Below are 14,102 nucleotides of genomic sequence, written 5' to 3'. Positions count from 1 at the left end.
GGAAAGGAAAATAAAACATGGTAATATTATAAAAGTATTATATCGTTCCAGTAGAAAAACTTTTCTTCATAGTAAAATCCATTTCAATCTCAAAACTCTTCTTAACTCAAAACTCTTCTTAACTCAAAACTCTTCTTAACTCAAAACTCTTCTTAACTCAAAACTCTTCTTAACTCAAAACTCTTCTTAACTCAAAACTCTTCTCAATCTCAAAACTCTTCTCAATCTCAAAACTCTTCTCAATCTCAAAACTCTTCTCAATCTCTTGCAGTAAGGCACCCCCAAAAACATATATAATTAGAAAAATATATGGTGGTCACAGAAGGTAATATGCGAGAGAGGCTGGACGGCTGACGGGCCTTCAGGTCTGAGGAAAGTCTCCCCACCGCTCCGGATACACGAACATCTGTAAAGGATGTCGGGCGAGAGCCCGGGCCCTGGCACAGAAACGAGAACCATTTCCTGAAAATGCGATGATGCGGAAGCTGAGGTCTCAGGACAAATGGATGAAACGGCGAATCCTCGTGGGTGCAAGTTGGAAATCGGGAAAAAGATAATTCCGGAATCTCCCGGTTGTTTTTGGAAACGCATAGCCGAATGCCGTCACTGCAAGAGTCCTCTGGACCATTTTCTCCACTGATGAGTGGCAGAAAATCTTTGCAGGAACAGAAGGGAGCTTACGTGCCTCACTCGCATAAACTTACTTTTCTTTTTTCCTCTTTCTACCTGTTATTTTTTTATCTCGATTTCTTTGTTCTTTATTTATGATTGTCATTTACTTATTTATTTTTCAGTTATTTTCGTTCCTTTATTTTCTTCCCTGTTATTTCGTTTTCCCGTATTTGATTCTTGTTATTTCTTTTTCGTTTATTTGCATCTCCGTTATTTCGTTTTCCTGTGTTTGATTCCCTGTTACTTCTTTTTCCTTTACTTGCCTCTATTTTTTCCTTTATTTCTAAGTCAGTCCTTATCGTTTCCTTCCAGTGTAAGAGATTTTATTCTGGAGACAGGTTCAGCCAGGCAGAAATTCAATAGTAACCAGCGGACATAGTCTTTATAATTCCTGTTGGTTACCACCTCATCAAGGTACTTATCCAGAATCTCCCTGTTGTTAACAGCCAGTTTAAAAGAGGTCTCAGGAAAACGATACATTATTTTCTCCAGCTTAAGAGAACTGGCAAGATAATTTCCGAATTCCTGCCTGCAACCGGACTCGTAGGCTTTAAGGCTGCTTAATTTCAGGCTGTACATTACAAGGTCAGCAACGCTCTCCGCAGCAAGCTGCCCTGATCGAATTGCATATGAAATGCCTTCTCCTGTGAAAGCATCTACAAATCCGGCAGCATCACCGCTAAGAAGCAGCCTTGAATTGAGGATTTTTCTCTTAATCCCGCCTTTGGGGATAATATGGGAATGAACCGGAAATTCCCCTGATAACCCGTTTTCCTTCAGAAAATCCATCAGTACTTTTTTTGGGTGCTCAAGATGTTGAGCTGTCCCTACAATTCCTGCAGAATAATATCCAGCATGGGGAAAGATCCAGCCATACCCTCCCTGTGTAACTCCGAAATGAATATCTATGGTGCCTGGAAACCGGTTACTTATTACGTTATCGTCATCAGGAATTTCCGATACCAGTCCCAGCCTATGTTCTGTTTTTTTATCTCTCGGCCTTACTTTGTATTTAAGGGCCCCACCTGAACCTTCGGAAATAAGAACGAACCTCCCCAGATAGGTATTATCCGTAGTTCGGACTTCAACGCAATCTTCTTTTTCAGTTAAGTCAAGAACCTCTTCTCCGGTATGAACTTCAATTCCGGTTTTTCTGGCTTTTTCAAGCAAAAAGTTATCAAAGACTTTTCTGGAAACCAGTACGGCTAAGTTATTGTCGTTCATTCCTTCTACAAACCGGTCCCTGAAATAAGCCCTTACCTTTGGAATGTTTCTCTCGATTATGGACTCAGGCAATTTGAAGTCCAGACAAGATAAACCATAGGAAGAAAGAGCCCCTCCACAGGGTTTATACCTTGGGAAACTTTCTTTCTCGATTAAAAGGGTTAAAAGTCCCCTTTTCCCAGCTGTCCTTCCTGCCGACGCTCCTGAAGGTCCTCCTCCTACTATGATCAAATCGTACATGTTAAGACACCCGCTTACGGAATAAGTGCAATTGTATATAGACAGGAGTAATCTATCCTTAAAATATATTAAGGCTGGAGCGATAAAAAGATAGGGGAAATAGCAATGAGTCCAAAAAAATCAATTCAGTTAGCTTACCTGAGCTTGAAATTAAAGAGGGACCAACTAAGGTAATCTTTATAATCAATTGCGAAATCCACAACCTCAAGATACTTATCCAGAATCTCTTTATTATCTATAAACATTTTAAAAGACCTTTCCGGGAAACTATGGATTAATCTGGAAAAAATAAGGGAATACTTAAGATGAGTTCCGAACTCTGCCTGACAAATAGATTTATACTTATGAAGGTCTTTTAGCTTTCCTCTCTGCTGACAAATCTCAGCAAGCACGTTGGCAGCAAACTGCCCTGAGCTAATGGCATAGGCTAACCCTTCACCTGAAAAAGCGTCTACAAATCCGGCAGCATCTCCAACGAGGAGAACTCTGGAACCGACAATTCTTCTTTTAATACCACCTAGAGGGATTTTATGCCCGGACAATTTGTAATTCCCGGTAAAATCATTATTCTTCAGGAATTTAATCATTGTAGCCTTAGGATGAGGAAAATCTTTGACAGTCCCGAAGACTCCGACGGAATAATAAGTTTTATGAGGGAAAATCCAGCCGTATCCGCCATTTGCAACCCCTAACTGCAGTTCAACGTTTTTTCCCAGGCGATCTTCAATTTCTCTTTCTTCAGCAGGAATTTCAGTAACTACGGATATCCCGTACTCTTCCCTGGTATCTGCAGGCCTAACACAGGTTTTAAGGAGTCCATGTGCCCCTTCCGCAACAATAGCAAATTTTGCCTGATAAGTTTGTTCTTTTGTAATTACTTCCACAAATTCAGGTTTTTCCGTACAGCTCAGAACCTTTTCTCCCGTATGAATTTCAATTCCGGTTTCTTCCGCCTTTTTGAGCAAGAAGTCATCAAAAACAGCTCGAGATAACAGCAAAGAGATATTATGATCCTTGTTTACCTCAATCATTTTATTTTTGAAAACACCCCTTATGCCCGTGACTTTCCACTCTATAATATCCTGAGGAAGCTCGAAGTCAAGATAAGAAATAGCATGTGTTGAAAGTCCTCCTCCGCAGGGTTTGTATCTGGGAAACTTGTCTTTCTCAAGCAATAATGTGTTTAAGCCAAGCTTTCCTGCTCTTCTTCCAGCCGATGCTCCCGAAGGCCCTCCTCCAATTATTATTAAATCATACATATCCAAACACCTCGAGATTACCTGAGTTTGAAGTTCAAAAGGGCCCAGCGCAAGTAATCCTTATAATCAATCTTGAAATCCATAACCTCAAGATATTTGTCTAATATTTCTCTATTACCTGTAAGCAATTTGAAAGACCTTTCCGGGAAACTATGGATTAATCTGGAAAAAATAAGGGAATACTTAAGATGAGTTCCAAACTCTGCCTGACAAAGAGCCTTATATTCGTTCAGGTCTGCAGGGTTTTTGCCTTGCAGACAAATTCCTGCAATTACCTCAGCCGCAATCTGCCCTGAACGAACCGCATAGGCAAGTCCCTCACCTGAAAAAGCGTCTACAAATCCGGCAGCATCTCCACTTAGGAGAATCCTTGAACCCATCACTTTTCGTTTAATTCCTCCCCAGGGAATTTTGTGACCGTGAAGTCTATACTCTCCGAAAAAACCATTTTCCTTAAGAAAGTTAAGCATTGACTCTTTAGGATGAGGGAAGTCCTTGACAACTCCGCCGATTCCAACGGAATAATAGGTTTTATGAGGGAAAATCCAGCCATATCCACCACCAACAACCCCAAAATGCAGTTCAACGGTTTTTCCCAGGCGTTTTTCAATTTCTCTTTCGTCTGCAGGAACTTCAGTAACAAGGCAAATTCCATATTCTTCTTTATTATCCACGGGCCGCACACAGGTCTTAACAAATCCCTGGGCACCTTCTGCGATTATTGCAAACTTTGCCTGGTATGTCCCCTGACTAGTATCCACTTTAACAGAATCGGACATTTCGCTGCAGCATAGAACTTTTTCTCCGGTATGAATCTCAATCTCTGTTTCTTTTGCTTTTTCAAGAAGGAAATTGTCAAATTCGTCTCTGGATACGAGCGTAGATACTCGATGATCCTTGTGTACGTTGACTGATTGATCTTTGAAAACAACCTTTGCCCCTGTAACTTCCCACTCAATAATATCTTGAGGAAGCTCGAAGTCAAGATAAGACATCGCATGCTCTGAAAGCCCACCTCCGCAGGGCTTATATCTGGGAAAATTTTCTTTCTCAAGCAGCAGTGTTTTTAGTCCAAGTCTTCCTGCCCTTCTTCCGGCCGAAGTACCGGAAGGGCCACCACCGACAATAATTACGTCATACATAGGCATCCCAAGTTAAGGAAAAATAAACAGACTAAATGATTATAAACGATTGTCTGCATTGTTTTTGAAAAATCAATGTTTTTATTGATAACATTTTCGGAATATCTTTAAATAAAGAAGAGTGACCATGCCATGATAGATGCTCAGGTCCTGGTAGATAATTTCATTATATATAAAAATATAAAAAGAAAACCATTATTCAAGATACGGTAAACTAATGAAGCTGTACTTCTGATCGAAAACTCATCCTTACATCACTTATACCAAGTACTGAACAATTATGGCTATTGAAGTTGATTTTGTACATCAGTGCGTAAGTCCCAATAATAAAAAAGAAGTAAGTAAATTCCACTAATAAAAAAGAAGTAAGTAAATTCCACTAATAAAAAAGAAGTAAGTAAATCCCAATAATTGAAAAGGTTACAGTCTTGCATAACGATAAGAGAAGTTTTTAGTTATATCTTCTTCTTGTCAAAGTATTCGAGCATTTCAATTACTTTCTCATAGTCCACTTTCGTATTATAACAACCATCGTTCAACAGAGGGACACCATAAGTCACAACTTTTTTCCCATTTAAAGCGCACATTCCTTTGTTTATTTCGTAATCACATGCTATTCCAAGTATACCATCTGCAGGTTTATGTTTAAGGATATTAGCAATAGCTGAAGAGCCGGTAGTTATATATAAGTCGTATCCATATTTTTTGGCATCTTTTCTTAATTGAGATACAATGCACTTCCCGCAGTCCCGGCATTGAATTCCTAAGACTGTTGACGACGCAGGGCAATCTAACGCACGCACACAATGCGGAACAATAATTATGCGATTTTTAGTTTTTGAGAAATCTGAGGCATTAGCTATGTTCTTCAAAGATACTATCCACTTATCCAGGATTCGTGGATCTGATAGTTTACAGAAAAAGTATTTTATGGGCAAATAAAAAAAATCAAGTACATTTGAAAAGAAACCTGCAAGCCATACATTCTTTTTCAGGCTAATTCGACTCACTATGAGAGCAAACATCGAGATTAAAATCGAAAAAGTTATGGTAAAAAGCAGAGCTTTTCCTATAAAACTATACATTACACATCTCCATTTTTCGGATAATTTCTTCTACATCAGCTTTGGTATTGAAACAACCATCCCGAAGGAGAAGAACGCCCTGAACAGGGATAAAAGATACTTCCTGCATATCTTCTGCAAGCTCATTGTAACAGGCTACACCCAGGCAAGATTGAGGCCTGTATTCTTTAAAGATTTTTTTTACAAAGCTACTTCCAGGAATTATAAAAACCTTGAAATTGTACCTATCTGCAGCCTCATATATCTTTGAAATATCACATTTCCCACAACGTTTGCATTCATAACCATGAATGGGGTCACACCTTGCCCTGCATTCCGGGTGTCTCATACACTGAGGAAGGAACACAACCCTGTTCTTTTTTGTGTGAACAAAGCGATCCAACATTAAGGCATTTCTTAAATCTATAAGAATATCATCCACAAGATTTTCCCTGATTCTAAAAAATCTGCACAATAATTTTGAAGGAGAATAGAAAAGATAAAGAGTAAACAGCACGAACCCCGGAAAGATTATCCTGCGTTTTTTAAAGGAATATGCCCCTAAGAGCAGAGCGATCCCTGTTCCTGCAAGAGCAAAAAGAACCAGATATGTGAATATTTTTCCTAGAAATTCGTAAGGAATATACATGTTCAAGGGGAGGTAAGTATCGATATTTAAGTTTTGCTATATAACAATAAAAAGAAAGAAAGAAAAAAGAATAAGAAAGCTGGAAATCCAGCCTTCATTTTCACGCTTATGTAGTGCTAAGGCCCAGAGCCTCTGCAACAAGCTCGATGACGTCCTCTACAACAATATCGGCTTTAAGAGAATCACGACCATCCGAGAGGTTCCTCTTACAGAAGGGACATGCACTCGAGAGGATATCTGCATCGGTTTCAAGAGCGTCCTTAACTCTAGCTTCTCCAATTGCCACAGCAAGATCAGGCATTCCTGCTTTTACACCACCACCAGCTCCACAGCAGCGCTGGAATTCTTTTGACCTTTCCATTTCAACGAATTTAACACCCGGAATATGGGAAAGAACAAACCTGGGAGCATTAAAGACACCAACGTGGCGACCAAGGTGGCAGGGGTCGTGATAGGTAACCGTCTTGTTGATCGGCTTCTCCCATTTGATTTTGTCCTCTTTTATAAGGTCTGCAAGGAACTGCGTAATGTGAATAACCTCAAAAGGCAGCTCTTTGCCGAGAAGCCTGGGCCAGTCGACTTTTGCAGCACGGAAGCAGCCTGCACATGCAAAGAGAACCTTTTTGGCGCCTTTTTTCTGGATGGCTTCGACATTATGCCTTGCAGCTTCACGAGCTACGTCTTCATAATCTATCTGGCCTGTCCTGATAGGGTTTGAACCACAGCACCATTCCTCTTCTCCAAGCATGGAGAATTTAATACCCAGTTTGTTAAGTACACGTGAAGTCGCAAAGGCAAGAGATAGCTGCTTGTATCCTGCAGTACAACCAGTGAAATAAAGGATGTCTGCTTTATCTGCAATTTTAACATCGGTCGGAACCCAGGCAAGTCTGTCCTTCTGGTCAAGCATGTAAGCGTTATGGTACTGCTTTATCAATTTCGGAATCGTGCCCAGCTTTCCATAAGGTCCAATTCCTTTCTTGACAAGGTTTGTCCTTAAAGCTTCCCAGAGTTCAACAGTGTTAATGCCTGCTTCACAAACTGTTGCACAGACACCACATGTAGTACAGCCATAGACATCGTCTTTAAACTGCTCGAGTTCTGACTGAGGGATTTCCTCTGGACCAAAGATCTTTGCTTTAAATCCATAGGACTTGTTCATGTACTGCCTCCAGCGCAGGATCTTGTCTCTGGGAGCTAATCCTGGTTTCTCACCGGAAGCGGCATAAGTCGGACACCATTTTACACATTCACCGCAGCGAACGCAGGAATCGAGTTCCATGAGCTGGACTGCGGTAACGTTCTTCGTATCGATTGAAGGGGTACGTTTTGCCATATTTTTATTCGCCTCCTTTGTTTGCAAGAAGTGCAAGCGGTATGGCGATTACATGAATATATTTACTGTATGGTATAAATGCGATACAGAAGAGCAGGGAAATTATGGAGTGGAAGAGAGCGGCCGGTGGTGCTGCTGAGGGGTCAAGCCCAAAGCTCCAGATAAAACCTGTTCTGATACCATCGGCGATAAAACCGGAAATAGTAACTAAGAAAACTACTCCGATCAAAACCCAATCATACATAATAGAAGCTTCCCTGACTTCAGAGACAAACAGTCTTCTTACTAATGCTATAAGAACTCCGATAAGCAGGATATACCCGAAGATATAGTTTGGAATTGAGAGAAAATCTCTAAATTCTGCGGGGGTGAATGGGAGTTCAATTCCGATTTTTTCGGTCATTTCAACTGCAAACATCATTCCTGATAGAGCAAAGAGGGTCATCCAGCCCCCAAAAATAAATATGTGCATGAACCAGCGGAAAGGACTTCTCTTGAGAATTCTCCTCTGGAAAACGATATCAAGTATAAGAACCTCCAGAATAGGCTTTCCATGATGGTGAGATTCTGCTGTTACCTGATTCCACCAGGTTTTTAAGAATGTGATTGCACTTCCTTTTTTTCCTTCCTGAGGCTCAAGACCATAGCCTGTGACTCCTGCCCCCCATTTCTGGAAGTTACCTATCAGACCATATAAGAAAATTAAAATAGCTATTGTGCTGAATATCATAATCTGGACAAACGTCATCCTTAATGCATCCGAGAGCCCAGAAAAATAAAGCATTTCCTCACTAATAATTTATTCCTCCTATGTATGGATCAAAAACTGGGAACAATACTTCTTTTACAATTGTCACGTTACAGGACATCAATGATAGTAAACACAGAATGATAGCCGTAGCGACTGTCTACATAAGGTTAGTATAGTCTGTTAGTGTTTGTATCTATTATATTTAAACATTATCTTTATTAAACGACATATTAAAAAGCCCACTGAGTTGCAAAAATGAGTTGAGTAAAAGCAATCAAACGAGAAAGAAAAAAGTGAAAGTACAAATAATAATAGTAAAATTATAATATAATGAGGATATTAAGATCTTATAGAATTCTTCCTGACGGTAAAATAAGAAATTAAACGGCAAAAAAGTAAAAAGTAAAAGTGAAGGAAAAGAAAAAGTAAAATGCAATTTTCAAACGAGATTTTTCTAACAATCCTTCTAAAAAAACTGCTTGCCCGCAAGCCTTTTAAAAAAGCTTGAGCGAAAATAACTGCTAAATCTAAACAGTCTCCATTGGTCATCGGTTAAGGAATTATTTCCTTCTCCTCTCACTCTTTTTTTGATTCAGTCTCTTCATTTCTTACTCAAACCATTCATCTCTAAACCTTTCTCTGTTTACATGTGGATCCAATGCTTGACTTTCATATACACTCATTATCGTTTCAAAAGTTCTCTGAATTCCACATCTATTCAGAATTACTGTCAACAAATCTGATGCATTCTCTGCAAATATTGTACTCCAACGTAACTGCGTATATCTAGCCATTTTTTCAGGATGAGCTGTTGAGTTTCTTACAAGAGAATAAATTCTTCTGCTAACAATTAGTGTCAACATTGCTGTCCAAATTAGAGCTTCAATCACCTGCACATTCTTTGTTTCAAGAACGTCCAGAGCGTATTTGCTTTTCATCTCCTTAAACAGCAATTCTATATCCCATCTTGCCCCATATAATTTTGCAATGTCTTTTGCATTCAAAACATCTTTCTGAATGTTTGTGATATATATGTGGTGCTTTTCGTCCTCATCATTATATACCGCAACAAGACGTACACTCATCTCATCCGGTTTTTGCTTGCCTTTATACGCTCTTCTTTTGAATGCTATTTTTACAACTGCGTCAATATCTTTTCCAGAAAGTTGCTTAATACATTCACTAACAGGTTTTCCAGCGAACTCTTTGCTTTTTGTCTTAGAAAGTCCCTCTTCAACAGAAACAAGAATAGGGTCCATATTCTTCCTAATTCTTGATACAAAATATCCCCCATTTTCTTCAACTCTTGCAAACATTTGAGTTTTGTAGAAACCAAGATCAACAAGGAGAATACGATCTTTGATCCAGGGACCTATTTTTAATGTCTTTACCTCAGCTGTTTTTTCAGAGTACAGAGCAACGGTTCTAGGTCCATTAGCAACTGCACTTACCATAACTCCAACTTTTACTCCTGCAGCTACTGTTCTTGATCTTGCTGCCGGAAACTTGTCTGCTAACGAGGAATGGAGACGAACAATTGTGCTGTCCTGAATGACAACATCTTGGAAGGTTTCGAGTTTCTTGCTAAGTTTCCTACCAGGTTCTTTTGCAAGTTCTTCCATGCCATGAATTACACATTGGTGAAGAAACTCAACAAGTTCTGGAGTAAAACGATAGTACCAGCTGCTATCACTTATGGTTTTTTGTGACTCAGTTTCATATTCTCGTTTTAAACTGGCAAGTGTACGCTGCAAGCGTACACCAAAACTGAGAGTTAAAACCCAAAAGATAATGACAGGGTCAATTTTACGTTCACGTACTATAAGACCAGTTTCTTTGGCAGTTTGCCTTAACCACTCTTCGGGAAACATTTCCCGAAGAGAGTCTTCAAGAGTAGGTAGGGGACGAGGAGACATAGATACAGAGATATTTAGGTATTATTATAAAAACATGTACAAGAGAGGGAATTTAATGCTTAACCGATGACGCATGAAACAGTCTCTAAACAGTCATGACAGCTGATCAACCAACTCAGCGGTTGCGTTTGAGTTTTAAATCTTATCCCCAAACCCTATAGGCGTGATCAACCGGCGCAACGGTTGATCGAGAACCGTAATGACATTTGAATTTGGAAATCTTATCCCCAAACCCTATCGGCGTGATCAACCGGCGCAACGGTTGATCGAGAACCGTACTGACATTTGAATTTAGAAATCTTATCCCCAAACCCTATCGGCGTGATCAACCGGCGCAACGGTTGATCGAGAACCGTAATGACATTTGAATTTGGAAATCTTATCCCCAAACCCTATCGGCGTGATCAACCGGCGCAACGGTTGATCGACAAATATAGGCTAAAATAAAAACGCCTTTGAAAATTAACCTTTGAAAACTAAGAGAGCTTTTTACAATCCTACTTCTTCTTTGAATTTCTCAAGCCCGATCTCGTCGATAACTTCTCCGATTCTTCTTGGCCTCGGATATTTTTTGTAGAAATTGATTATCCTTTCAACAAGATCCAGGGCCTGCTCTTCGGTGAGATCTTTTGCCACTATGCTCCCCAGTCTCGGACGGGGACCTGCGCTTCCCCCTACGGACAAAGTAAAGCCTTTTGCCGTGCCCATTAGCCCTATATCCTTTATCATAGGTTCGGAACATGAATTCTGGCAGCCGGAAACCCCCATTTTAAATTTGGACGGAAGCTGCATCCCATGGTACTTTTCATCAAGTTTTAATCCAAGCCCGACTGAGTCCTGTTTACCTCTCTTGCAAAACGTAGTTCCGGGACAAATCTTAACGCTGCGGACACAAAGTCCTATAGCAGCTCCGGGTTGTAGATTCAGCTCTCCCCAAGCTGCATCCAGATCTTCTTCTTTTAACCCTACAATTGCAATCCTCTGCGCCGAGGTAATCTTAAGGGCAGCAGCCCCATACTTTTCTGCAATGTCAGCTATTTTTCTAAGAGTTTCCGGATATACGATTCCTCCAGGAATATGGGGAGCAATTGCATACGTTTCACCATCTCTTTGCAGAATTGCAGCTTTTTCGGGAAGATCCCCTTTCACATACTCACGACTTACCATATTATACACTCCTTTAACTTAGTTAACTCATATCTACTTCTGGATTGTTTAGTTTAATCTTTAATTTGAATCTTCTCGATTTAATAGTTATTTTTCAAAATTTACTTCATTTGATGTCTTTTTTACAGTTTTACTACTGCCTGTCTTGGATTTAATACAATAACTTAACCTACTGGTATTGAAAATAGGAAGCAAAAGCTAAGTTCATAGATTAGAGCCGATAAATTACTGAACCAGTTAGCAGATAAAGCAAGTTCTGGTTTAGTTCCCCCTGGTTCTAGTTCAGCTTCCCCTGAAATTAGACCCCAATGCAGAAGGTGAAGAACCCGATATTCTACCGTTTTTTCTGATTAAAATACATACGGAATCCAGGAAGAGTTTTCAGACCCAAACTATATTTCTCGAAATAATATAAAATTGCATGCCTGAGAGAATTCAGCTTTTTATGTTTCTACGGAACTGTTATAACATTATAAATCGGGTATATTTCTATAGAATTGTCATAACGTTATAAATCGAGTATTAACTGCATAACTGGAAATTACATTGGCGTAATGCCTGAGTTTAATATAGCTCCACAAGTTTTTAAAAATCGCAGGCTGTAATAAAATTTTAAAATCTTTAGTGAATTAACCAGCTTAATTCGACAAGCATAGTAATTAACGATAAAAAATGTTAGCAATCAAAAACGCCAGTTTAGTAACTTAAAACGGAAAAAGGATCAAAGGATCCTTTCTTATTGCTGTTTTCTCATCCTTTCCAGAAATCCGTTAAGCCCTGCTTTATGCCTGGCTTCATCCAGAGATGCCTTCTCAAAGAAAAGAGCAGCTTTTGTATTGCCTTCCTTTCTGGCTAATTCTGCAGCTTCAGCTTTCTCAATTTCGGCTTTACTCTCTCCTTCAAACATCATTTCCAGATTTTCAAGGGTTGTTTCTTTAACAAGTCCCAGGATTTCAGCTACCTCGGTGGCGTGCCAGGCTTCGTCCATGGCGACCTGACGAAGATAAACCGCAACATCCGGAAATCCTTCCCGCTCAGCGATCTTTGACATTGCAAGATACCAGCCAACTTCAGTAGTTTCTCCTTTAAATGTGTTTTTTAAGATTTCTTCAAGAGTCATTAAATCACCATTTCTTTTTAAGATAACCAATTTTATAGTTTAGACATAGAGTAGTCTTTGAATTTAAGTTTTAGCCACAGTCGATGTCAATACCAGAACTTAATCTTATTTCTGTCTCATCCTTTCTATCCCATCTTTCTGTCTCATCTTTCTATCCCATCTTTCTGTCTCATCTTTCTATCCCATCTTTCTATCTCAACAACGACTTAAGACTAAAATATCTGGTAGTAATGTGAGGAAGAATAATGTTTCTGAACTAGAACAATGAAGAAACTACAAGAAAGAAAAAACAAAAAGCAAAAGTTAAAACAGGAAGGACTGAAATGAGAAAAAGAAATGATAATAAAACCGAAATAAACTACAAAAAGACCGAAGTATAATAAGAACGAAGCGTAATAAGAACGAAGCATAATAAGAACGGAACACAATAAGAATAAAGCATAATAAGACCATAGCACACCGAAATGAAGCCAGAACACACTAAAAATAATCTGCATGAAAATATATATTGATGAGAAGAAATGTACAGGCTGTTGTAAATGCAAAGCTGCCTGCCCAAAAGACTCAGGTTTTATCCAGTAGCAAAAAAGACAGAAGCAAAGTCTTGCGTTTTAAAGAACCATCTTATTACCTGGGTTGCAGAATGTGTGTAACTGTCTGTATGGAAGATACAACCACCCTTGAAAACTGATTTTTAAAAAAGGATTGAGAAATTTGTCACTTAAGATTCGTATAGTACTTGTAGAGCCCATGTATCAGGGAAATGTCGGATCTGTTGCACGAGCAATGAAAAACTTTGGATATACCGACCTGGTGCTTGTAAATCCCTGTAAACTTGAAGGAGAAGCAAGAGCCATGTCATCGCATGCAAGAGATATCCTTGAAGGAGCAAGAATTGCCTCAACGATAGAAGAGGCTGTAAAAGGCGCAAACCTGATGATAGGAACTACAGGGGTGGCAAGCCTGAAAACCGGGGAACATATCCGTCTGCCGCTTTATACTTCCAGAGAACTGAAAGAGAGACTGAAAGATTACAGCGGAACAATTGCAATCCTTTTCGGACGTGAAGATGCCGGTTTCCGGAACGATGAGCTCAAAAGTTTTGATATGCTCTTTACAGTTCCAACTTCTGATATATATCCGATAATGAATCTCTCACATGCTGTTGCAGTGGTGCTTTACGAACTCTCGGACCTGGAAGGAGGAAACAGTCCCCTTGCCAACGGATTTGACCTCCAGCTTTTATACGAGCATCTGGAGGAACTGCTGGAGGAAATCGATTATCCTCCTCATAAAAAAGATAAAACTTTTCTGATGCTGCGGAGAATTTTTGGAAGGGCAGGTTTAACTCCCAGGGAAGTTCAGACTTTGAGAGGTATAATCAGAAAAACCGAGCGAAAAATGGGATGCGCATTAAACGAGCCTGAGGGCCAGGAAACAGAAGCTTCGGCAAGTATAGAAAAGTTCATATGAGAATAAACCTGTTTTTACATCAGAACTTGTGATACTTATTATTACTTTTTTTAAATCTTTTTTCAGACAAAAACCGTAACGACAAATGA

At 39.5% G+C, this 14,102-nt stretch carries 12 protein-coding genes and 1 other RNA gene; 3 read left to right on the top strand and 10 right to left on the bottom strand.

Annotation, left to right across the window (positions count from 1 at the left end):
• Window positions 1–334 precede the first annotated feature (334 nt).
• Window positions 335–692: RNase P RNA component (gene rnpB / locus MSBR3_RS19115), an RNA gene on the top strand.
• A gap of 268 nt (window positions 693–960) precedes the next feature.
• Here the strand turns inward: rnpB and MSBR3_RS10220 are convergent.
• The 10 genes from MSBR3_RS10220 to MSBR3_RS10175 all read right to left on the bottom strand — a co-directional run bounded on the left by MSBR3_RS10220 (window position 961) and on the right by MSBR3_RS10175 (window position 12,540).
• Window positions 961–2,136: a geranylgeranyl reductase family protein gene (locus tag MSBR3_RS10220; protein ID WP_048107963.1), complete on the bottom strand. Its 1,176-nt coding sequence runs from the start codon at window positions 2,134–2,136 to the stop codon at window positions 961–963.
• Window positions 2,137–2,270: 134 nt separating this feature from the next.
• Window positions 2,271–3,395, bottom strand: coding sequence for a geranylgeranyl reductase family protein (locus tag MSBR3_RS10215; protein ID WP_048107962.1), 1,125 nt, complete (start codon window positions 3,393–3,395; stop codon window positions 2,271–2,273).
• A 17-nt stretch (window positions 3,396–3,412) separates the two neighbouring features.
• The gene (locus MSBR3_RS10210) at window positions 3,413–4,537 is read right to left on the bottom strand and encodes a geranylgeranyl reductase family protein (protein ID WP_048107961.1); all 1,125 of its coding nucleotides are present in this window, start codon (window positions 4,535–4,537) and stop codon (window positions 3,413–3,415) included.
• 455 nt (window positions 4,538–4,992) lie between these two features.
• Window positions 4,993–5,622 (bottom strand): DUF116 domain-containing protein, encoded by a 630-nt coding sequence (locus tag MSBR3_RS10205; protein WP_048107959.1) that lies wholly within the window; start codon window positions 5,620–5,622, stop codon window positions 4,993–4,995.
• Window positions 5,615–6,250, bottom strand: coding sequence for a DUF116 domain-containing protein (locus MSBR3_RS10200; protein WP_048107957.1), 636 nt, complete (start codon window positions 6,248–6,250; stop codon window positions 5,615–5,617). The genes MSBR3_RS10205 and MSBR3_RS10200 overlap by 8 nt, the downstream gene beginning before the upstream one ends.
• A 106-nt stretch (window positions 6,251–6,356) precedes the next feature.
• Window positions 6,357–7,586: a dihydromethanophenazine:CoB--CoM heterodisulfide reductase subunit HdrD gene (gene hdrD, locus MSBR3_RS10195; RefSeq protein WP_048107954.1), complete on the bottom strand. Its 1,230-nt coding sequence runs from the start codon at window positions 7,584–7,586 to the stop codon at window positions 6,357–6,359.
• Between the two features lie 4 nt (window positions 7,587–7,590).
• Entirely contained in the window at window positions 7,591–8,370 is a 780-nt protein-coding gene (hdrE, locus tag MSBR3_RS10190) for a dihydromethanophenazine:CoB--CoM heterodisulfide reductase subunit HdrE (RefSeq protein WP_048107953.1), read from the bottom strand.
• Between the two features lie 575 nt (window positions 8,371–8,945).
• Window positions 8,946–10,253, bottom strand: a complete 1,308-nt coding sequence (locus tag MSBR3_RS10185) for an IS4 family transposase (protein WP_048107951.1) — start codon at window positions 10,251–10,253, stop codon at window positions 8,946–8,948.
• Between the two features lie 489 nt (window positions 10,254–10,742).
• The gene (locus MSBR3_RS10180) at window positions 10,743–11,420 is read right to left on the bottom strand and encodes a nitrite/sulfite reductase domain-containing protein (RefSeq protein ID WP_048107949.1); all 678 of its coding nucleotides are present in this window, start codon (window positions 11,418–11,420) and stop codon (window positions 10,743–10,745) included.
• Between the two features lie 736 nt (window positions 11,421–12,156).
• Complete coding sequence (locus tag MSBR3_RS10175) at window positions 12,157–12,540, bottom strand: ferritin-like domain-containing protein (protein ID WP_048107947.1); 384 nt, start codon at window positions 12,538–12,540, stop codon at window positions 12,157–12,159.
• Window positions 12,541–13,035: 495 nt separating this feature from the next.
• Between MSBR3_RS10175 and MSBR3_RS21755 the strand changes: the two genes are divergently transcribed.
• Both MSBR3_RS21755 and MSBR3_RS10165 read left to right on the top strand, forming a co-directional pair.
• Window positions 13,036–13,122: a 4Fe-4S binding protein gene (locus MSBR3_RS21755; RefSeq protein WP_394297728.1), complete on the top strand. Its 87-nt coding sequence runs from the start codon at window positions 13,036–13,038 to the stop codon at window positions 13,120–13,122.
• A 132-nt stretch (window positions 13,123–13,254) separates the two neighbouring features.
• On the top strand, window positions 13,255–14,013 hold the full coding sequence (locus MSBR3_RS10165) for an RNA methyltransferase (protein WP_048107945.1): 759 nt from the start codon (window positions 13,255–13,257) through the stop codon (window positions 14,011–14,013).
• Window positions 14,014–14,102: the final 89 nt, after the last annotated feature.

Origin of the sequence: Methanosarcina barkeri 3 (assembly GCF_000970305.1) — an archaeon.
GTDB lineage: Archaea > Halobacteriota > Methanosarcinia > Methanosarcinales > Methanosarcinaceae > Methanosarcina > Methanosarcina barkeri_A.
The sequence above is the reverse complement of the archived record's forward strand: the minus strand, read 5'-3'. Positions and strand labels throughout refer to the sequence as shown.